Below are 19,967 nucleotides of genomic sequence, written 5' to 3'. Positions count from 1 at the left end.
CCGTGTTCGACTCGATGGCGGAGCTGTTCGCGCCGGGACGCAGGCACACCGAGGAGGAGCAGCGCAGGCAGGCTCTGACCAGGGAGGATCCGGGCGACGCCGATCCTTCGCGCGGACCGATAGACCTGACATCGGGCCGGGTGACGATACGGGCGCCCCGCCCGGCCCCGGCGGACTCAGTGGTCTCAGGGGACTCAGTGGACTCCGTCGACTCCGTGGGCTTGAAGGGCTCAGAGGGTGGTGTCGAGGAGATGGAGGCGGTGGGCCAGGGCGGCGGCCTCGCCGCGGCCGGCGACGCCCAGCTTGGCGAGGATGTTGGAGACGTGGACGCTGGCCGTCTTGGGTGAGATGAACAGCTGCTCGGCGATCTGACGGTTGGTGCGGCCGGCCGCGACCAGGCGCAGGACGTCCTGCTCGCGAGGGGTCAGGCCGAAGGTGTCGTCGGCGGCCTCGGCCGGTGCCGCGGCCCGCTTCTCGGGTGACAGGGAGAGGCGGGCGCGGGCCGCGAGGAGTTCCACGTCCTCGCGGAGCGGGCGGGCGCCGAGGCGGGTGGCGGTGGCATGGGCCTCGCGGAGCAGGGCCGCGGCCTCCTCGCGGTGGCCTCCCTCGACGAGGAGGGCGTCGGCGAGGCGGTGGCGGGCGCGGGCCAGCTGGGCGGGGCGTTCAAGCGGTTCGTAGGCGGCGACGGTCTCGGCCCAGCGGGCGGCGGACTCGCGGCCCTCGGCGCGGGCGATCTCCTCGGAGACCTGCTGGGCGTGGGCGGCCCAGACGGGGGCCGGGGTGGCGAGGCGGCGGACGCAGCCGCGGATGGTGTCCAGCGCCTGCGCGCGGCCCTCGTCGGCGGCGGGCAGTCCCCTGCTGTCGGCCTCGGCGGTGGCGGCGGTGAGGACGAGCGGCCAGCCGTAGCGGTGGGTGCCGGGCGGGAAGCCGGCTTGTTCGACGGCGGCGAGCCGGGTCCTGACGTCGGCGAAGCGGCCCTCCGCGGCGGCCACGGCGATCTCGATCTGTCCCATGAGCAGGGTGTACTGCGGGATCGGGTCGCGGGCGCCGTAGGCGGCGCGGGCTTCGGCGAGGTGGCGGCGGGCCGCGTCGAGTTCGCCGCGGGCGACGGCGAGCTGGGCCAGGCGGAGGGAGGCCGAGCCGCGGGGCTTGCTGCTGGACGCCGAGCGGAGGAGTCGCTCGGCGGCCTCCTGGGTCTCGTCCCAGTGCCCGAGGGAGAGGAGGGACTCGGCCCGGTTGGCCTCGATCCAGCTGACGCTGTCGACGAGGCCGTAGGTGCGGGCGAGACGGATTCCGGTGTCGGAGAGTTCGACGGCCTCGCGGGAGCGGCCGAGGGCTTCGAGGGAGGAGGCGATGTTGATGTGGGCGCGGGCGGCCTCGGTGAACTGGCCGAGGGCCGTGGTCCGTTCCCGTACGTCGTGCATCTCGGCGAGGCCCGCCTCGACGTCCCCGGCCGCGGTCATGAGGGTGCCGAGGGTGAGGCGGGCGTTGAGCTCGATCGACTCGGCGTTGACGTGGCGGGCGTATTCGACGGCGCGTTCGGCGGCGGTGAGGGCCTCGGGTCCGGGGTTGCGGAGCATGCCCCAGCCGGCGGCGCCGACGAGGACCGCGGCGTGGACGGCGGACGGCGGCAGGCCCTTGACGAGTTCCTGGGCGCGGGAGATCTCCTCCCAGCCGTCGCCCCGGCCGAGGTTGGACTGGAGGCGGGCCCGCTCGGTCCAGAACCAGGCGGCGCGGAGGGGGTCGTTCTCGTCCGTGCCGTCGAGGAGGCGGAGCGCCGTCCTGCCGATCTTCAGGGCGCGTTCGCGGTCGCCGCTGAGCCGGGCGGCGACGGCTGCCTCGGCGAGCAGGTCGAGGTACCGGAGCGGGGTGGTCTCGGGGTCGCAGCCGCAGGGCGGGTAGGCCTCGGCGTAGTCCATGGGCCGCAGCGAGCGGCGGATCTCGGCCGGGGCCTCGTCCCAGAGTTCCATGGCCCTTTCGAGGAGGCGCAGTTGTTCCGCGTAGGCGTGGCGCTTGCGGGTGGCGACGGAGGCGCGGAGGACGGCGGGCAGGGCCTTGGCCGTGTCGTGCGCGTGGTACCAGTAGGTGGCGAGCCGGGTGGCGCGTTCCTCGGCGCGGACGAGCCCGGGGTCGGCCTCCAGGGCTTCGGCGTAGCGCCGGTTGAGGCGGGAGCGTTCGCCCGGCAGCAGGTCGTCGCTGACGGCCTCGCGGACGAGGGAGTGGCGGAAGCGGTAGCCGTCGCCGTCGGGGACGGCGAGCAGGATGTTGGCGCCGACGCAGGCCCGGAGCGCCTCGATGAGTTCGTCCTCGGTGAGCCGGGCGACGGCGGCGAGCAGTCCGTACTCGACGGTGGAACCGCCCTCGGCGACGATCCTGGCGACCCGCTGGGCGTCTTCGGGGAGCGTCTCGACCCGGACGAGCAGGAGGTCGCGCAGGGAGTCGCTGAGCTGGCCGGGGGCGCAGCCAGCCTCGTGGGAGACGACGAGTTCCTCGACGAAGAAGGCGTTGCCGTCGGAGCGTTCGAAGACCTCCTCGACGAGACCGGGGTCGGGTTCGGCGGCGAGGATGCCGGTGAGCTGGCGGTGCACCTCGGTGCGGGTGAAGCGGGCGAGTTCGATGCGGCGGATGGTGCGGAGCCGGTCGAGTTCGGCGAGGAGGGGGCGCAGCGGGTGGCGGCGGTGGATGTCGTCGGCGCGGTAGCTGGCGAGGACCACGATCCGGCCGCGGCGGAGGGTGCGGAGGAGGTAGGTGAGGAGGTGGCGGGTGGAGGCGTCGGCCCAGTGCAGGTCTTCCAGGACGAGCACGAGCGTACGGTCGGCGGCGAGCCGTTCCAGGAGCCGTACGGTCAGCTCGAAGAGGCGGGCGGTGCTGTCCTCGTCGGAGGGCTCGTGACTGCCGGGTTCGCCGAGTTCGGGAAGGAGGCGGGCGAGTTCGCTCTCCTGTCCCTCGGCGGCCGCGGTGAGTTCGTCGGGGAGCCGGCGGCGCAGCGAGCGCAGTGCGGCGGCGAAGGGCGCGAAGGGCAGTCCGTCGGCGCCGAGTTCGACGCAGCCGCCGAGCGCGACGACGGCGCCCCGGTCGCAGGCCGTGTCGAGGAACTCCTCGATGAGCCGGGTCTTGCCGACCCCCGCCTCGCCGCCGATGAGCAGCGCCTGGGGCTCTCCCGCGGTCGCACGGGAGAGCGCCTCGGTGAGGGCGGTGAGTTCGCCGGCGCGGCCGACGAACACGGGGCTGACTGACCTGGTCTCCACGGCGCCGAGCATCGCACAGCCGTCCGTACCGTCGCTCATACGGGGGTCACGCGGCCCGGGCGAAGCGGCTGCGTCCGCCGTCGCTCACCCGCCCCTCCGCGTCCTGGCCGCCGCTCCGCCGGCCGAGGCGGCGCAGGCCCCGGGCGGTGGAGACGGAGGCGGCGGCCTGGCGGGACAGACGCTGGGCGGCGGCCTCACGGACGAGTTCGGCGTGGTTCATGCGGTGGAGTTCGTACGCGAACATCGGGTGCTCCTGGGTCTCGGTCGAGGTATCGCTCCTTGCGATGCCTCGACTTTCGTCTCCCAGGGGGTGCGGCCGCATCGGGCGAGTGCCGCATGTTCGGGGTACGGGGGGCCTTAGGAGGTACTCAGGGGGGCCTTAGGCGCCGCCCGAGGGATCAGCCGGGGGCCTCAGGACCCGGCGGTCGGGAGGTTCAGGAAGAGGTCGAAGTAGGTACCGACCGACAGGAGCAGGCCGAGGCCGCCCAGGACGGCGCCCGCGACGGCGACCGCGCGGACCCAGGAGGGGCGCCCGGGAAGGACGAGCACGAGGACGGCCACGAGCAGGGCGACGAGCGAAAGGACGCCGTTCACCAGGGCGACGCTGTGCCAGGCGTCGGCGTAGATCTCGGAGATCTGCTGGGCGGGGGTGCCGGATCCGGAGGTCTTGATCTGGCCGATGAGGGTCTCCCGCTCGGCGACGACCTTGCCGGTCCAGGTGCCGGTGAGCGCGACGACGCCGAGGGCGGCGGACACCACGGCCGCTGCGGCGCCGCCGATGCCGGCGGAGGCGGGAGCGGGGGCCTCGTCCGGGAACAGCCCCTCGTCGTCCTCGTCGTCTCCGTCGGCCTCGTCGGCCGGACCGAGATCGTCGGCGTCCAGCGGCTCCGCGGCGGGCGCGGCCTCCGCCGCCTCGGCCGGCTCGGCGGCCTTCGCGGCGCTGCCCGCCCCGGCGCTACCGGCGCCCTCGGGGCTCTCGGCGTTGTCGCCGGTCTCGCCGGTCTTCTCTGTCGTCGTCTTGGTGTCCATGCGGCGCACGCTAGGCGGCGCACATGAGAACCGTCTTAAGACGCCGCCCCGGCCTTCGCCGCCCGCCACTCGGGGGCCAGGACCGCCCAGACCTCCGTGTCCGTACGCGTGCCGCGGTGCGGGTAGTTCTCCCGCAGGACGCCCTCCCGCGTCATGCCCAGACGGCGGGCGACGGCGATGCTCGCCCCGTTCTTCACGGAGGCGTGCCATTCGACGCGGTGGATGCCGCGCTCCTCGACCGCCCAGTCGATGATGACCCGGCAGGCCCGGGTGATCAGGCCCTTCCCGGCGGCGGTGGGCTCCAGCCAGCAGCCCGCCTCCGCGGTGCCGTGCGTGGCGTCGAACGTCCGGAAGAGGACGCCGCCGACGAGGGTGCCGTCGGTCCAGATGCCGTAGATCCGTCCGGTGTCGCTCGCGGCCTTCTCTGCGTACGAGCGGAGGAAGGAGCGGGCGGAGTCCAGGTCGGCGACGAAGTCCGGCAGGGCGATGTGCTCCCCGATGAACTCCCGTCCCCGGTCCATGTGCGCCAGGAACTCCTCGGCCCGCCAGGGCTCCAGGGGCCTCAGCTCCGCGCCGTCGTCACCCAGCGATATCGCGAACATCCTCGATCCTCTCCTCCACGGCCGGAACCGTCACGAACTGCGTGGGGATCTTCGCACGGGCGTCGGCGGCCTCGCGGCACTCGGGCGGTTCGATGCTGATCCGCGGCAGCAGGCGGTCGAGCCATCGGGGCAGCCACCAGTTCGCCCCGCCGAGCAGGTGCATGAGCGCGGGGACGAGGAGGGTGCGCAGCACGAAGGCGTCGAGGGCGACGGCCGCCGCGAGCGCGATGCCGAACATCGCGATGACCCGGTCGCCGGAGAGGACGAAGGCGAGGAAGACGGAGATCATGATGACGGCGGCGGAGTTGATCACCCGGCTGGTCTCGGCCAGGCCGACCCGTACCGCGCGCCGGTTGTCGCCGGTCTCCAGCCATTCCTCGTACATCCGGCTGACCAGGAAGACCTGGTAGTCCATGGAGAGTCCGAAGAGGACGGAGACCATGATCACCGGCAGGAAGGGTTCGATCGGCCCGGCGCTGCCGAGGCCGAGGAGCTCGCTCCCCCAGCCCCACTGGAAGATCGCCACGACGACGCCGAAGGCGGCGCCGACGGCGACGACGTTCATGGCGGCGGCCTTGAGCGGGATGCCGATCGAGCGGAAGGCGAGCAGGAGCAGCAGACAGCCGAGGGCGATGACGACGCCGACGAAGAGCGGCAGCTTGCCGATGATGATCTCGGCGAAGTCGTCGTACGAGGCGGTGACACCGCCGACGTGGACGTCGAGGGAGGTGCCGGCCTCTGCCCGGGGGAGGACGTCCGCGCGGAGCCGGTCGACGAGCTCGCTGGTGGCCTTCGACTGGGGCGAGGACTCGGGGACGACGGTGAGGACGGCGGTGTCGCCGGAGCTGTTGTACGTGACCGGGGAGACGGAGGCGACCCCGCGGGTGGCGGAGAGCGCGGCGGGCAGCTGGTCGAGGGCGACCCGGTCGTCGGCGCCGTCGAGCCCTGCGACGAGGGTGAGCGGACCGTTGACGCCGGGCCCGAAGCCGTCGGCGATCAGGTCGTAGGCCTGCCGCGTGGTCGCGGTCGCCGGGCCGTTGCCCTGGTCGGAGGTGCCGAGGTGGAGCGAGAGGGTCGGCAGGGCCAGGAAGCCCATGACGACGACGGCGACGGCCCCGAGCAGCTTCGGGTGCCGTTCGACGAAGGCGGACCAGCGGGCGGCGAAGCCGGTGGGCAGTTCGGGCTGCGGCCCGTGCTCGGCGAGCGTCCGGCGTTCGCGCCGGGACAGCGCCCGCATGCCGATGAGCGAGAGCAGTGCCGGAAGGAGGGTGACGGAGGCGGCGACGGTGAGGACGACGGTGAGGGAGGCGGCGATGGCGACGCCGTTGAGGAAGCTGAGCCGCAGGATCAGCATGCCGAGCAGCGCGATGCAGACGGTGGCTCCGGCGAAGACGACGGCGCGGCCGGTGGTGGCGACGGCCGTCTCCGCCGCCTCCGCGACGGACAGGCCGCGTTTCAGGCCTCTGCGGTGCCGGGTGACGATGAAGAGGGCGTAGTCGATGCCGACGCCGAGCCCGACGAGCATGCCGAGCATGGGGGCGAAGTCGGCGACGGTCATGAGGTGGCCGAGGAGCACGATCCCGGAGTAGGCGATGCCGACGCTGACGAGCGCGGTCGCGATGGGGAGCGCGGAGGCGGCGAGGGAGCCGAAGGCGAGGAAGAGGACGACGGCGGCGACGGCGACTCCGACGACTTCGGCGATGTGTCCGCCGGGGGCCTCGGTGAGGGCGACGGCGCTGCCGCCCAGCTCGACGGCGACACCGTCGGCCTCGGCGGCCTTCGCGGTGTCGACGAGGGCGCGGGCCTGCCCCTGGGGGATGTCGTCGGCCTGCTCGTGGAAGGTGACGACGGCGTAGGCGGTGTGACCGTCCTCGCTGATCTGTCCCGGGAGGTCGCCGTACGGGGAGGTGACGGCGGCGATGCCGGGCAGTTCGGCGACCTCGTCGAGCATCGCGCTCATGCGCTTCTCGACGGCGTCGGCGCGGACGCTGCCCTGGCCGGTGTGCCAGACGATGGTGTCGCTGTCGCCGCCGAGGCCGTGGAAGCCGCGTTCGAGGAGGGCGGTGGCCCGGCCGGACTCGGTGCCGGGGACCTCGTAGTCGTTGGAGTACGCGCTGCCGGCGACGACGGCCGTGGTGCCGACCCCGCCGAGGGCGAGGAGCCACAGGAGGACGGCGACGAGGCGGTGCTTGATGCACCACCGTGCGATGGCTGCCAAAGGACGTGCTCCCTGGGTGGTTCGTGGATCTTTCGCGGGAACAGCCCGAAAAGAACGCATGACCTACACACATGACTACGTGCGCCCACTGTGGCAGCCAAACGTGATCGTTTGCCCGTTTCGTGTCGATACTCACAGGCATGCCCGGGGATCGGAACAAAGGTCCTGAACCCCGGGCACGGACGCTCACCGCGGACGCTCAGCCGGAGACGCTGGCGCGACCGTTCTCGATGTGCCCCATGAGCCGGCGGCGGAAGCCCCCGGGCGCGGTCACCTCGACGTCGTACCAGCCGTGCGCGTCGGCGGCCGAGTGGACGACGGTACGGGTCTTCCCGGGCTTCACGGTGACGGTGCGGGTCCAGTCGCCGAGGTCGTCGAGGTCTACGTACCCGAGCGGCCTGACCGTGAAGGAGACGGCGGCCGATCCGGTGTTCCGTACGGTGAGGTGCAGGTCGCGGTCGTGGTGGTCGATACGGGAGCCCAGCTCGGCGCCGCCCGTCGCGGGGCCCTCGAACTCGCGGCGGAAACCGTTGGGGCCGGTGATCGTGAAGCGGTAATGATCACCCGGGACGGGGACGGTCCACTCCCCCGTACCCCTGACGTCCTGGTGCTGGGGGAAGGCGAACTCGCCCGCGTACGGGTAGAGGGCGAAGTGCGCGCTCGCCCTGCCCCTGTTGCTGAGCGCGACCTTCACGGCGCCGGTGCCGGTGGTCGCGGCGGCGTCCGGCTGGTACGGCAGCGGGCGGGCGGGGCGGACACCGGGCTCCTGGACGGGCATCCGCTGCACGGCCGGGGGCTGGGGCCGCCAGCGGCCGGTGAAGGGCGGGATCGGGCCCGGCTGCTCGACGGGCGGCTGCCGGCGGCCCCGCCTGAAGTCGAAGGCGGAGGTGAGGTCGCCCGTGACGGCCCGGCGCCAGGGGGTGATGTTGGGCTCCTCGATGCCGGTGAGCTTCTCCAGGAAGCGGATCACCGAGGTGTGGTCGAACGTCTCGGAGCAGACGTAGCCGCCGACCGACCAGGGCGAGACGACGAGCAGCGGGACGCGGATGCCGAGGCCGGTGGGCTGGCCCTTCCAGCGCTCGTCCGTGTCGTCGGTGGGCGGGACCGGCGGCGGCACGTGGTCGAAGAAGCCGTCGTTCTCGTCGTAGTTGATCAGGACGACGGTGTGGCGCCACACGTCAGGGTGCGCGCCGAGGGCGTCGAGCACCTTGTAGACGAGGGTGGCGGAGGCGATCGGCGAGGAGGAGCCGGGGTGCTCGGAGTCGATCGCCGAGGGCACGAGGTAGGAGACCTCGGGGAGGGTGCCGGCGGCGACGTCGGCGCGGAAGGCGTCGGCGAGGGTGCCGCTCTCGACCCGGCGCAGTCCGCGCTCGAAGAGGGAGCGCTCGGCCTCGGTGAGGGTGGCGACGCCCTCCTCCAGGAGGCCGAGCAGGCGGGCGCGCTCGGTGGCGTCGCCGGTGTCGCGGACGGCGGCGTAGAAGGACTCCATGAAGGTGTGCCCGCCGGTCCCGGCGAGGGCCTTGCGGGCGATCTTCTTGAAGCTGGTGAAGAACTCGATGTTGTTGTCGGTGAAGTTCTCCCACTCGGTGTACGTCTTCCAGCTGCGCCCGGCGGCTTCGAGACGCTCGGCGTAGGTGGGCCAGCCGTAGCCGGGGTGGGTGCCCTCGGCGTACGCGGCGTTGGTGACCGCCCGGTTGCCGTCGGCCTCGAAGCCGGTCCAGCCGGACCAGAGGTGGTTGCGGTTGGGGCTCGTCGAGGTGTGGACGGACGAGTGGTAGGCGTCGCAGACGGTGAAGGTGTCGGCCAGCTCGTAGTGCAGGGGGATGTCCTGCCGGTCGTAGTACGCCATGGTGGCGGCGGTCTTGGCCGAGACCCAGCCGTCCATCCAGCCGCCGCGCCAGGCCTTGCCGCCGCCGCTCCAGGAGTGGTCGAGGTCCCCGATGTACTGGAGGTCCTTCTTCTGGGTCTCGGCGGCGCCGCGGATCGGGAAGGGCAGCACGGTCCGGCCGAGGGCGGCGGGCTGCTCGAACACGGAGGTGCCGGAGGGCAGCTCGACGGCGTTGCGGTCGCCGAATCCGCGGACACCGCGGAGGGTGCCGAAGTAGTGGTCGAAGGAACGGTTCTCCTGCATCAGGATCACCACGTGCCGGACCGCCGACATCCCCCCGGCCGGGGGCTCCGCGGCCATCGCGGCCTGCAGCGACGGCGGCAGCAGCGACCCGGCGGCAGCGACACCGAAGGCGCCTCCACCCAGCGCGAGGAGCCTTCTGCGGGACAGCTCGGGGGACTTCTCGGGGGACCTCTCGGGGGGCAAGACCGACCTCCAGTCGACGGCCAATGGTTCGCCTTCGAGCCATTGGGTGGTACGCCGGGGACGGTAGTGAGACGGGATGACGACGAGAAGACCCGACGGGGGCGCGGTGGTGAACGTCCAAGGGAACGCGACGGGAGTCCAAGCGATTTCCGGCCACAGCCGGGCGCCCCCGCGGACCGCACGCGCACCCCCGGACGCCCCGCACGCATGTCCTTTACCGGCCCGCAACCCCACCCTCGTTGACCCCGAACCCGACCGAGCGGCAAGCTGATGACCAGTCAATCGCTGTGCCCAGGGGGAAATTTGAGCAACACGGCACATCACATCGGCCCCGACTCCACACCCGACCGGTACCGGCTCCTCCGGTCCATCGGCCGGGGCGGCGAGGCCGTGCTCTACCTCGCGGAGATCGAACTGGCCGGCGGCACGGAGCCCGTCGTCGTCAAGGTCCTCGACTCGAAGACCACGATCACGCCCGAGGTGTTCGAGCGCATCAGCCAGAAGTGGAACGAGCAGGCCGAGCTGCTGCGCTTCGTCCACCGGCCCGGAGTCGTCGGCGTACGGGAGCACTTCCAGGGGCCGCCGATCCACCGGCCCGGCGAGTCCGGGACCATCACCGGCCGCGCCCTGGTGCTCGTCATGAACCACGTCGACGGCCTCGACCTGCGCGACTGGCGGGCCGAACGCACCCTCGCCACACCCGGTGAGCGGCGCGAGGTGATGCGAACCCTGGAACAGCTCGCCGACGTCCTGGACTGGCTGCACTCCGGCAAGGCCACCCCGTCCGGGCGGACCGTCGTCCACGGCGACCTCTCCCCCGGCAACGTGATGGTCGACGAGCACGGACAGGCGACCCTCGTCGACTTCGGCCTGAGCAAGCTCACCGCCGACCACCAGACCGCCGAGGTGTGGTTCACCCCCGGCTACGCGGCCCCCGAGATCTTCGAGGGCAAGCGCACCCCGGGCACCGACCGCTACGCCTTCGGCGCCATCGCCTACTTCCTGCTCAGCGGGCAGTCCCCGCCGGCCGCGCCCGAGCAGCTGGTCTCCGCGTTCCGCGCGCTGCCGCAGATCGCGGGGCTCCCGGAGGACCAGCGGGAACGGGTCCTGAGCATCGCCGCGGCCGACGCGGACCGGCGTCCGCTGTCGCTGTCCGGGTGGGTGAAGGACGTACGGCACGGGGTGGTCTCCACGACGACCTCGCGCCCGGTGACGGTCGCGGACGCGGTCCCGCCGGCGCCGTCGGTCCCGCCGCCGCTCCCGCCGTCGCCTGCCGGGACACCGCCGCAGCCCGCGACGCCGCCCCCACCGGCGGCCGTGCCGGTCGTGGCCGCACCGGTGGTGACCCCCCGGCCGGCCGCCGAGTCCCAGCCGGTGACCGCCCCTCCCACCGTCGCCACACCCGTCCCCGCGCCGCCCGGTGGCTTCGGCCCCCCGGCGCCGGATCCCGCCCCGACCACCGCGGGCCCCCCGCCGGGGCGGCGGCGCAAGGGCCCGCTCATCGGCGCCGTGGCCGGCGTCGTCCTCATCGCCGTCCTCGCCGTGATCGGCGTCCAGCTCCTCGGCGACAAGGACAAGGAAGGGAAGGGGAGCGAAGCCGGTCCGCCCGCCACGAGCACCACTGCGGCACAGGTGACGGAGGAGCCCCCCAGCGACGCCCCGACGGAACCGACCGACCAGCCGACGGCCGAGGAGCCGACCGACCCGGCCACCACACCTGACGAGTCGGCGAGCCCCACCGACGACCCCGGGACCGTACCGGACGCGCCCACCGCCGATCTGACCACCCTCGCCTCCGTCAGCGACCCCGACAGCTTCTCCGTCGGCACCGCGAAGATCGACACCAAGGAGTACGGGGCCGCCCTCATCGGCGACTGCTACAACGGCGCCTACGTCGAGTACGACCTCAACCGCGAATGGTCCTGGTTCGACTTCACCGCCGGCATCGACGACGGCTCGAACATCGAGACCGCCCGGATCATCGTCTCCGTGGACGACCAGCCCGCCCTCTTCAACGAGACCGTGGACCTGGGCAAGCCGATCACGAAGTCACTGAAGATCGAGGGCGCGCTGCGGCTGCGCCTCAAGGTGGAGGAGACCTGCACCGACGAGGGCAGCGGTGTGATCGCCGCCCCGCTCCTCAGGCGCTGACCCCACCCGCGTACGCGAAACGACCCCGCACCGGAACTCCGGTGCGGGGCCGTCCCCTTGAGCTGTACGAGAAGCAGCTCAGCCCTCGCTGACGCCGAGCTTCTCCAGGATCAGGTCCTTGACCTTCGCCGCGTCCGCCTGGCCCCTGGTGGCCTTCATGACCGCGCCGACCAGGGCGCCGACCGCCGCGACCTTGCCGCCGCGGATCTTGTCCGCGATGGCCGCGTTGCCCGCGATGGCCTCGTCGACCGCCGTGCCGAGCGCGCCGTCGTCGGAGACGACCTTCAGACCGCGCTTCTCGACGACCGCGTCAGGGGTGCCCTCGCCGGCGAGAACGCCCTCGATGACCTGGCGGGCCAGCTTGTCGTTGAGGTCGCCGGAGGCGACCAGGGCCGAGACCCGGGCCACGTCCGCCGGCGTGATCGCCAGCTCCTCCAGGGAGACGCCCTGCTCGTTGGCGTTACGGGCCAGCTCGCCCATCCACCACTTGCGGGCCGATGCCGCGTCGGCGCCCGCCTCGATCGTGGCGACGATCGCGTCGACCGCGCCCGCGTTGAGGATGGACTGCATGTCCAGCTCGGACACGCCCCACTCCTCGCGCAGCCGGTTGCGGCGCACGCGCGGCAGCTCGGGGAGGCCCTTGCGGAGCTCCTCGACCCACTCGCGGGCCGGGGCCACCGGGACGAGGTCGGGCTCCGGGAAGTACCGGTAGTCCTCGGCGTTGTCCTTGATGCGGCCGGAGGTGGTGGAGCCGTCGTCCTCGTGGAAGTGACGGGTCTCCTGCACGATCGTGCCACCGGAGGTGAGCACGGCCGCGTGGCGCTGGATCTCGAAGCGCGCCGCACGCTCCACCGAACGGAGCGAGTTGACGTTCTTCGTCTCCGAGCGGGTACCGAAGGTCTTGGTGCCGTGGGGGCGCAGCGACAGGTTCACGTCGCAGCGCATCTGGCCCTTGTCCATGCGCGCGTCGGACACACCGAGGGCGCGGATCAGCTCGCGCAGCTCGGCGACGTACGCCTTGGCGACCTCGGGGGCCCGCTCGCCCGCGCCCTCGATCGGCTTGGTGACGATCTCGATGAGCGGGATGCCGGCCCGGTTGTAGTCGAGCAGCGAGTGCGAGGCGCCGTGGATGCGACCGGTGGCGCCGCCGACGTGCAGCGACTTGCCGGTGTCCTCCTCCATGTGGGCGCGCTCGATCTCCACGCGGAAGATCTCGCCGTCCTCCAGCTGGACGTCCAGGTAGCCGTTGAAGGCGATCGGCTCGTCGTACTGGGAGGTCTGGAAGTTCTTCGGCATGTCCGGATAGAAGTAGTTCTTCCGGGCGAAGCGGCACCACTCGGCGATCTCGCAGTGCAGCGCGAGGCCGATCTTGATGGCGGACTCGACGCCGATCGCGTTGACGACCGGCAGCGAGCCGGGCATGCCGAGGCACGTCGGGCAGGTCTGCGAGTTCGGCTCCGCGCCCAGCTCGGTCGAGCAGCCGCAGAACATCTTCGTCCGGGTGCCGAGCTCGACATGGACCTCCAGGCCCATGACGGGGTCGTACTCGGCAAGCGCCGCTTCGTACGACAGCAGTTCAGTGACAGTCACGGTGAGACTTTCCCTCTCAGCCCAGCAGGACGTCGTCGTCGCCCAGGCGCTTCAGCTCCCGGTAGAGGATCGCCAGGCCGGTAACGATGGCGGCGGCGGACACCGCGGCGTCGACGAGCCGCAGCATGTCGTCGTCGTTGCGGGCCATCTTGGCCTGCTTGGCGACGCTGACCGCGCCGAACGCGGTGGTGGCCAGCGAGACGTAGACGCCGGTCTTCGACTTCTTGAAGTTCTTGGCCTTCTTTGCCATGGCACTCACAGCGACGGAGCCTCCTCAAGCAGCGGATGCCCCCACTTTTCCACGAACGCGGCCTCGACGGCGGCGCCGACCTTGTACAGCCGGTCGTCCTTCATGGCGGGAGCGATGATCTGCAGGCCGACCGGCAGACCGTCCTCGGGCGCCAGGCCGCAGGGCAGCGACATGGCGGCGTTGCCGGCCAGGTTGGTCGGGATGGTGCACAGGTCCGCGAGGTACATCGCCATCGGGTCGTCGGCGCGCTCGCCGATCGGGAAGGCGGTGGTGGGCGTCGTCGGGGAGACGATCACGTCCACCTGTTCGAAGGCCTGCTCGAACTCGCGGGTGATGAGGGTGCGGACCTTCTGGGCCGAGCCGTAGTACGCGTCGTAGTAGCCGGAGCTGAGCGCGTACGTGCCGAGGATGATGCGGCGCTTGACCTCGTCGCCGAAGCCGGCCTCACGGGTGAGGGCGGTGACGTCCTCGGCCGAACGGGTGCCGTCGTCGCCGACCCGCAGGCCGTAGCGCATGGCGTCGAAGCGGGCCAGGTTCGAGGAGCACTCGGACGGCGCGATCAGGTAGTACGCCGAAAGGGCGAGGTCGAAGGTCGGGCAGTCCAGCTCGACGATCTCGGCGCCCAGCTCCTTGAGCAGTTCGACGGACTCGTCGAAGCGCTGCACGACGCCGGCCTGGTAGCCCTCGCCGCGGAACTGCTTGACGACGCCGACGCGCATGCCGCCGACGGAGCCGCTCAGGGCCGCCTCGACGACCGGCGGGACCGGGGCGTCGATGGAGGTCGAGTCGAGCGGGTCGTGCCCGGCGATGGCCTCGTGGAGGAGGGCCGCGTCCAGGACCGTACGGGCGCAGGGGCCGCCCTGGTCGAGGGAGGACGAGAAGGCCACCATGCCGTAGCGGGAGACGCCGCCGTAGGTCGGCTTGACGCCGACGGTGCCGGTGACGGCGGCGGGCTGGCGGATGGAGCCGCCGGTGTCCGTGCCGATGGCGAGGGGGGCCTCGTACGCGGCGAGCGCGGCGGAGGAGCCGCCGCCGGAGCCGCCGGGGATCCGGGTCAGGTCCCAGGGGTTTCCGGTGGGGCCGTACGCGCTGTTCTCCGTGGAGGAGCCCATCGCGAACTCGTCCATGTTGGTCTTGCCGAGGATGACGACGTCGGCGGCCTTGAGGTTCTTGACCAGGGTCGCGTCGTACGGCGGGATCCAGCCCTCAAGGATCTTCGAGCCCACGGTCGTCGGCATGCCGACGGTGGTGAAGATGTCCTTGAGCGCGAGGGGCACACCGGCGAGCGGGCCGAGCTTCTCGCCGCGGGCGCGCTTCTCGTCCACGGCGCGGGCCTGGGCGAGGGCGCCCTCACGGTCGACGTGCAGGAAGGCGTGGACCTTCTCGTCGACGGCCTCGATGCGGGCGAGGTGCGCCTCGGTGACCTCGACGGCCGTCAGGTCGCCGGCGGCGATCCTGCGGGCGATCTCGGCCGCGGTGAGCTTGATGATGTTGTCCGTCATGACTGTTAGTCCTCCCCCAGGATCTGCGGCACCTTGAAACGCTGCTGCTCCTGGGCCGGGGCGCCGGAGAGCGCCTGCTCGGGGGTGAGCGACGGACGGACCTCGTCCGCGCGCATGACATTGGTCAGCGGCAGCGGGTGGGAGGTCGGCGGTACGTCTTGGTCGGCGACCTCGGAGACGCGGGCGACCGCGCCGATGATGTCGTCGAGCTGGCCGGCGAAGTGATCGAGTTCTTCGCCCTTCAGCTCCAGACGCGCCAGCCGTGCGAGGTGGGCGACCTCCTCGCGCGTGATGCCAGGCATGCGGATCCTCACGGGGTGAGCTTGATGGTGTGGCCCCATCCTATGGGGCCGGTGCCGCTGCCCGTGAAACGGTTTGCCCGGCGTCTCCGTGCCGGGCGGGGCCGTCCTACGGGACGACCTGGCCCGAGGGGTGGTCGAGCCGGCCCGCGGCCTGGTCGAGCTCGGCCTGGAGGGCGATGTCGGCGGGGCGGCGCCAGCCGTGCTCGCTGCGGGCCAGGAGCCAGGCGGTCGCCTCGACGGGCGGCATCGCGGCGGCGACCAGCCAGCCCTGGACGGCGTCGCAGCCCAGGTCACGCAGGCGTTCCCAGGTCTCGTCGTCCTCCACGCCCTCGGCGACGACGAGGAGGCCGAGGGAGTGGGCGAGGTCGACGGTGCAGCGGACGATCTCGGCGTCCTCGGTGTCGACGGCGAGCCGGGCGACGAAGGAGCGGTCGATCTTCAGTTCGCTGACGGGGAGCCTGCGCAGATGGACGAGCGAGGAGTATCCGGTGCCGAAGTCGTCGAGGGACATCTTGACGCCGTGGCCGGTGAGGCCGTTGAGCGTGTCGGCGGCCCGCTGGGGGTCCTCCAGGAGCACGTGCTCCGTTATCTCCAGCTGGAGCGCGCCGGCCGGGACGCCGTGGCGGGCCAGCCGGGCTGCGACGGCGCCCGCGAACCCGGGGGTGTGCACGTCGCGCGGCGAGACGTTGACGGCGACCGGGACGTTGAGCCCCTGGGCGCGCCAGCGGGCGACCTGGGCGAGGGCGGTCTCCAGGACGTACTCGGTGAGGTGGGGCATCAGTCCCGAGGACTCGGCGATGGCGATGAACTCGTCGGGCGGGACCTTTCCGCGCTCGGGGTGCACCCAGCGGACGAGGGCTTCGAGGCCCGCGACCTGGCCGTCGAAGCGGACCTTGGGCTGGTAGTGCAGTTCGACCTCGCCCGCGTCGAGGGCGCGGCGCAGGTCGCCGAGGAGGCCGAGCCGGTCCGGCGTGTTGGAGTCGCGCTTGGACTCGTAGACCTCGACGCCGGTGCGGTCCCGCTTGGCCTGGTACATGGCGACGTCGGCGCGGCGCAGCAGGCCCTCGGCGTCGAGGGCGTGGTCGGGGAAGACGGCGACGCCCGCGCTGGCCTCCAGGACGAGGGTGAGCCCGTCGAGGTCGAGCGGCGAGGAGAGCTCGGCGACGAGGTGGCGGGCGACGCGCTGGGCGCTGGTGGTGGAGTCGGCGGTGGGCAGCAGGACGGCGAACTCGTCGCCGCCGAGCCGGGCGGCCTCTGCGCCGCGGGGCAGGGCGAGGCGGAGCCGGTCGGCGATCTGAAGGAGCAGTCGGTCGCCCGCGAGGTGTCCGAGCGTGTCGTTGACCGATCGGAAGCGATCGAGGTCGATCAGGACGAGGGCTGCGCGGGCTCCCTGGCCCTCGGCCTCCTCCAGGGCGGTCCAGGCGCGCTCCAGGAGCCACTGCCGGTTGGGCAGCCCGGTCAGCGGGTCCCGAAGCTGTTCCTCCGCGCGGGCGCGGGCGATCCACAGGGTGGAGTCGAGGGCGATGAGGGGGACGGCGAAGAGCGGCAGCAGGACCGGTCTGCTGACGGCGACGACGCAGATCAGCGGGGTGATGCCGAGGAGGGCGACGGCGACGAGGCCCTGGCGGAGGAGGGCGGTGCGGGCGACCGTGGGCAGTCCGCGGCCCTGGGGCGCGAGCGTGTACCACAGGAGGAGTCGGGTCACCACGAGGTAGGTGGCCGCGGCGAGCACGACTTCCGGGAGGTCCCCGATCGTCCAGTCGAGGGGCTGCCAGGGCTGTTCGACGCTGGGTACGTCTCCGAAGAGGGCGAGGACGAGGGCGGCGGCCGCGACTCCGATGACGTCGGCGGCGCCGTGCAGCAGGCCCTGGCGCCAGCGGTGCCGGCGGGCGGCGCCGACGAGGGCGACGACGGTCAGCGAGACGAGTCCGGCGGGGACCCAGCCGTACAGCAGCAGGACGGCGAGGGTGAGCGCGGCGCCGGAGCCCGTGCCGCCCCACCAGCGGTCCCGGCCGAGGGCCACCAGATGGCCGACGATCAGGCCGGTGAGGACGGCGAGGGACCAGCCGACGACCCCACTGGGGAAGAGTCCGTGGCCCGTGCTCAGGGCCCGCTGGAGCCCCGCGACGAGCACGACGGCGGCGATGCCCACCACGGCTGCGGGCAGCCGGGAGGTGAAGCCCAGGGAGACCACACGGCCGTACGGCCGTGCGACCGGGGCGGCGCTCTCGGTCGGTTCCATTCCCGTCCCTCTCACAGGCGGCGGTGCCGTCGGTGTGCGATGGGCCGCGGTCACGCGGCCGTCCGGCCGTCCGCCGCACGCCGGCCGGCCGGCCGAGGGCTCAGCCGGTCGTTCCTCGTGCCACGGGGCCGTCGTCCTGACGCCACGACCGGCAGAGCCCTCGCGCGGCCGTGCAGGACGAGACGCACGGTCACCACACTAGGCCGCCGAGGGCTTCGACGGGCAGCGCTCTCCCTGTCTTGCCCGAATGCGGCCCGCCCACCCGTAACGATCTGGTATGCGCCGAACGGGTGAGCTTCGCGAGAGGTCCCAGGTCCCTAGCCGGTGACCGGGACGGCGGCTTCCCTGGCGGCCTCGGGCCCTTGTTCGAGCAGGACCGCGAAGCCGTCCTCGTCCAGAACCGGAACCTTCAGCTGCATCGCCTTGTCGTACTTCGAACCAGGGTTTTCACCGACCACCACGAAGGCGGTCTTCTTCGAAACGGAACCGGTCACCTTCGCTCCGAGTCTCTGGAGGGACTCTTTTGCGCCATCTCTGGTGAAGTTCTCCAGCGTGCCGGTCACCACGACCGTGAGCCCTTCCAGCGGACGCGGACCCTCGTCCTCGCCTGCGCCCTCGTCCTCCAGGCTGACCCCGGCCGCGCGCCACTTGCGCACGATCTCCCGGTGCCACTCCTCGGCGAACCACTGCTTCACCGCGGTCGCGATGATCCCGCCGACCCCGTCGACGGCCGCCAGCTCCTCCTCGCTCGCCTGCTCGATCCGCTCCAGGGAGCGGAACTCGCGGGCCAGCGCCTCGGCCGCGACCGGCCCCACGTGCCGGATCGAGAGCCCGTTGATGAACCGGGCCAGCGGCCGGGTCTTCGCCGCCGCGATGTTCTCCAGCATCGCGAGCGCGTTCTTCTTCGGCTCGCCCTTCTGGTTGGCGAAGACCGCGACGATCTTCTCCTCGCCGGTCTTCGGGTCCCGGCGCGGCAGCCCGCTGTCCGGGTCGAGGACGTACGCCCTGATCGGCAGCAGCTTCTCGATGGTGAGGTCGAAGAGGTCGCCCTCGTCGGTGAGCGGCGGCTCGGCGGGCTCCAGGGGCTGGGTCAGGGCGGCGGCGGCCACCGCGCCGAAGTTCTCGATGTCCAGGCACTGGCGACCGGCGAGGAATTCGACGCGCTCGCGCAGCTGGGCCGGGCAGGTGCGGGCGTTCGGGCAGCGGAGGTCGATGTCGCCCTCCTTCATCGGCTTCAGCGGGGTGCCGCACTCGGGGCACTCCGCCGGCATGACGAACTCCCGCTCGCTGCCGTCCCGCAGGTCGGCGACCGGCCCGAGGATCTCCGGGATGACGTCACCGGCCTTGCGCAGCACGACCGTGTCGCCGATCAGCACGCCCTTGGCCTTCACCACCTCCTGGTTGTGGAGGGTGGCGAACTCGACCTCGGACCCGGCCACCGTCACCGGCTCCACCTGCGCGTACGGGGTGACGCGCCCGGTCCTGCCGACGCCGACCTTGATGTCGATCAGCTTGGTGTTGACCTCTTCCGGCGCGTACTTCCAGGCGATCGCCCAGCGCGGGGCGCGCGCGGTGGAGCCCAGCCGGCCCTGGAGCGGGATCTCGTCGAGCTTGACGACGACCCCGTCGATCTCGTGCTCCACCGAGTGGCGGTTCTCCCCGAAGTACGCGATGAACTCCCGCACCTCGTCGAGCGAACCGACCACCTTGTTGTGCCGGGCGGTGGGCAGGCCCCACTCGCGGAGCAGGTCGTACGTCTCCGAGAGCCGGGAGATCTCGAAGCCCTCGCGGGCGCCGATGCCGTGCACGACCATGTGGAGCGGGCGGGAGGCGGTGACCTTGGGGTCCTTCTGGCGGAGCGAACCCGCCGCCGCGTTCCGCGGGTTGGCGAAGGGCTTGTCGCCGGCCTCCACCAGGCGGGCGTTGAGCCCCTCGAAGGCCTCCATCGGGAAGTAGACCTCGCCGCGGATCTCCACCAGGCCGGGGACGCGGTCCCCGTGGAGCCGGTCCGGGATGTCGGCGATCGTCCGGACGTTGGGCGTGATGTCCTCGCCGGCGCGGCCGTCGCCGCGGGTGGCGGCCCGGGTCAGCCGCCCGCGCTCGTACGTGAGGTTGACCGCGAGGCCGTCGACCTTCAGCTCGCACAGGTAGTGGAAGTCGGGGGTGCCGACGTCCCGGGCGACCCGCTCGGACCAGGCCGCCAACTCCTCGTCGTCGAAGGCGTTGTCCAGGGAGAGCATGCGCTCCCGGTGCTCGACGGCGGAGAACACCGAAGACACCGCCTCGTACTGCCCCGCCACCTTCTGGGTCGGCGAGTCCGGCGTACGCAGCTCCGGGTACTCCTCCTCCAGCGCCTCCAGGGCGCGCAGGAGCTTGTCGAACTCGCCGTCGCTGATGACCGGCTGGTCCTTCACGTAGTACCGGAAGCGGTGCTCCTCGACCTGCTCGGCCAGATCGGCGTGCTTCTCCCGTGCCTCGGCGGGCAGGGCCCCCTGTTCGACTGCCACCTTCGTCCGTCC

At 72.3% G+C, this 19,967-nt stretch carries 14 protein-coding genes; 2 read left to right on the top strand and 12 right to left on the bottom strand.

Annotated elements, in window-relative coordinates; translation table 11 throughout:
* Positions 1-14: 14 nt before the first annotated feature.
* Positions 15-347: a DUF6191 domain-containing protein gene (locus tag ACIA8N_RS09410; RefSeq protein ID WP_365780546.1), complete on the top strand. Its 333-nt coding sequence runs from the start codon at positions 15-17 to the stop codon at positions 345-347.
* Here ACIA8N_RS09410 and ACIA8N_RS09405 read toward each other — a convergent pair.
* From ACIA8N_RS09405 to ACIA8N_RS09380, 6 genes are all read right to left on the bottom strand, one after another.
* A complete protein-coding gene (locus tag ACIA8N_RS09405) occupies positions 231-3,287 on the bottom strand; it encodes an AAA family ATPase (RefSeq protein ID WP_365780415.1) in 3,057 nt (1,018 codons plus the stop codon). The two genes, ACIA8N_RS09410 and ACIA8N_RS09405, sit on opposite strands and share 117 nt — an antisense overlap.
* Positions 3,288-3,294: 7 nt before the next feature.
* Positions 3,295-3,492 carry a hypothetical protein gene (locus ACIA8N_RS09400; protein WP_365780414.1) on the bottom strand — a complete coding sequence of 66 codons (198 nt, stop codon included), beginning with the start codon at positions 3,490-3,492 and terminating at the stop codon, positions 3,295-3,297.
* Positions 3,493-3,659: 167 nt separating this feature from the next.
* Positions 3,660-4,277 (bottom strand): hypothetical protein, encoded by a 618-nt coding sequence (locus ACIA8N_RS09395; protein ID WP_365780413.1) that lies wholly within the window; start codon positions 4,275-4,277, stop codon positions 3,660-3,662.
* Positions 4,278-4,312: 35 nt separating this feature from the next.
* Positions 4,313-4,879 carry a GNAT family protein gene (locus ACIA8N_RS09390; protein ID WP_365780412.1) on the bottom strand — a complete coding sequence of 189 codons (567 nt, stop codon included), beginning with the start codon at positions 4,877-4,879 and terminating at the stop codon, positions 4,313-4,315.
* On the bottom strand, positions 4,857-7,097 hold the full coding sequence (locus tag ACIA8N_RS09385; RefSeq protein WP_365780411.1) for an MMPL family transporter: 2,241 nt from the start codon (positions 7,095-7,097) through the stop codon (positions 4,857-4,859). The genes ACIA8N_RS09390 and ACIA8N_RS09385 overlap by 23 nt, the downstream gene beginning before the upstream one ends.
* Positions 7,098-7,296: 199 nt before the next feature.
* Positions 7,297-9,411, bottom strand: coding sequence for a phosphocholine-specific phospholipase C (locus ACIA8N_RS09380; RefSeq protein ID WP_365780410.1), 2,115 nt, complete (start codon positions 9,409-9,411; stop codon positions 7,297-7,299).
* A 303-nt stretch (positions 9,412-9,714) separates the two neighbouring features.
* Between ACIA8N_RS09380 and ACIA8N_RS09375 the strand changes: the two genes are divergently transcribed.
* A complete protein-coding gene (locus ACIA8N_RS09375; RefSeq protein WP_365780409.1) occupies positions 9,715-11,562 on the top strand; it encodes a protein kinase in 1,848 nt (615 codons plus the stop codon).
* Positions 11,563-11,640: 78 nt separating this feature from the next.
* On the opposite strand, the gene gatB is transcribed toward ACIA8N_RS09375, so the two are convergent.
* The 6 genes from gatB to ligA form a co-directional block, all read right to left on the bottom strand.
* Positions 11,641-13,152 (bottom strand): Asp-tRNA(Asn)/Glu-tRNA(Gln) amidotransferase subunit GatB, encoded by a 1,512-nt coding sequence (gene gatB / locus ACIA8N_RS09370; protein WP_030216159.1) that lies wholly within the window; start codon positions 13,150-13,152, stop codon positions 11,641-11,643.
* A 16-nt stretch (positions 13,153-13,168) separates the two neighbouring features.
* Positions 13,169-13,402 (bottom strand): hypothetical protein, encoded by a 234-nt coding sequence (locus ACIA8N_RS09365; protein ID WP_365780545.1) that lies wholly within the window; start codon positions 13,400-13,402, stop codon positions 13,169-13,171.
* 5 nt (positions 13,403-13,407) lie between these two features.
* Positions 13,408-14,904 (bottom strand): Asp-tRNA(Asn)/Glu-tRNA(Gln) amidotransferase subunit GatA, encoded by a 1,497-nt coding sequence (gene gatA, locus ACIA8N_RS09360; protein ID WP_365780408.1) that lies wholly within the window; start codon positions 14,902-14,904, stop codon positions 13,408-13,410.
* 5 nt (positions 14,905-14,909) lie between these two features.
* Entirely contained in the window at positions 14,910-15,206 is a 297-nt protein-coding gene (gene gatC / locus ACIA8N_RS09355) for an Asp-tRNA(Asn)/Glu-tRNA(Gln) amidotransferase subunit GatC (RefSeq protein ID WP_015036350.1), read from the bottom strand.
* A 106-nt stretch (positions 15,207-15,312) separates the two neighbouring features.
* Positions 15,313-17,502 (bottom strand): putative bifunctional diguanylate cyclase/phosphodiesterase, encoded by a 2,190-nt coding sequence (locus tag ACIA8N_RS09350; RefSeq protein WP_399416014.1) that lies wholly within the window; start codon positions 17,500-17,502, stop codon positions 15,313-15,315.
* A 263-nt stretch (positions 17,503-17,765) separates the two neighbouring features.
* Positions 17,766-19,955 carry an NAD-dependent DNA ligase LigA gene (gene ligA, locus ACIA8N_RS09345; RefSeq protein WP_365780406.1) on the bottom strand — a complete coding sequence of 730 codons (2,190 nt, stop codon included), beginning with the start codon at positions 19,953-19,955 and terminating at the stop codon, positions 17,766-17,768.
* Positions 19,956-19,967 lie beyond the last annotated feature (12 nt).

This window comes from Streptomyces sp. NPDC051822, assembly GCF_044452745.1.
In the GTDB taxonomy this organism is placed as follows: domain Bacteria; phylum Actinomycetota; class Actinomycetes; order Streptomycetales; family Streptomycetaceae; genus Streptomyces.
The sequence above is the reverse complement of the archived record's forward strand: the minus strand, read 5'-3'. Positions and strand labels throughout refer to the sequence as shown.

Coding starts and splice junctions, on each gene's coding strand:
- ACIA8N_RS09365 (WP_365780545.1), bottom strand. CDS start 13,402: ATGGCAAAGAAGGCCAAGAACTTCAAGAAGTCGAAGACCGGCGTCTAC.
- ACIA8N_RS09400 (WP_365780414.1), bottom strand. CDS start 3,492: ATGTTCGCGTACGAACTCCACCGCATGAACCACGCCGAACTCGTCCGT.
- gatA (WP_365780408.1), bottom strand. CDS start 14,904: ATGACGGACAACATCATCAAGCTCACCGCGGCCGAGATCGCCCGCAGG.
- ACIA8N_RS09390 (WP_365780412.1), bottom strand. CDS start 4,879: ATGTTCGCGATATCGCTGGGTGACGACGGCGCGGAGCTGAGGCCCCTG.
- ACIA8N_RS09395 (WP_365780413.1), bottom strand. CDS start 4,277: ATGGACACCAAGACGACGACAGAGAAGACCGGCGAGACCGGCGACAAC.
- gatC (WP_015036350.1), bottom strand. CDS start 15,206: ATGCCTGGCATCACGCGCGAGGAGGTCGCCCACCTCGCACGGCTGGCG.
- ACIA8N_RS09410 (WP_365780546.1), top strand. CDS start 15: ATGGCGGAGCTGTTCGCGCCGGGACGCAGGCACACCGAGGAGGAGCAG.
- ACIA8N_RS09405 (WP_365780415.1), bottom strand. CDS start 3,287: ATGAGCGACGGTACGGACGGCTGTGCGATGCTCGGCGCCGTGGAGACC.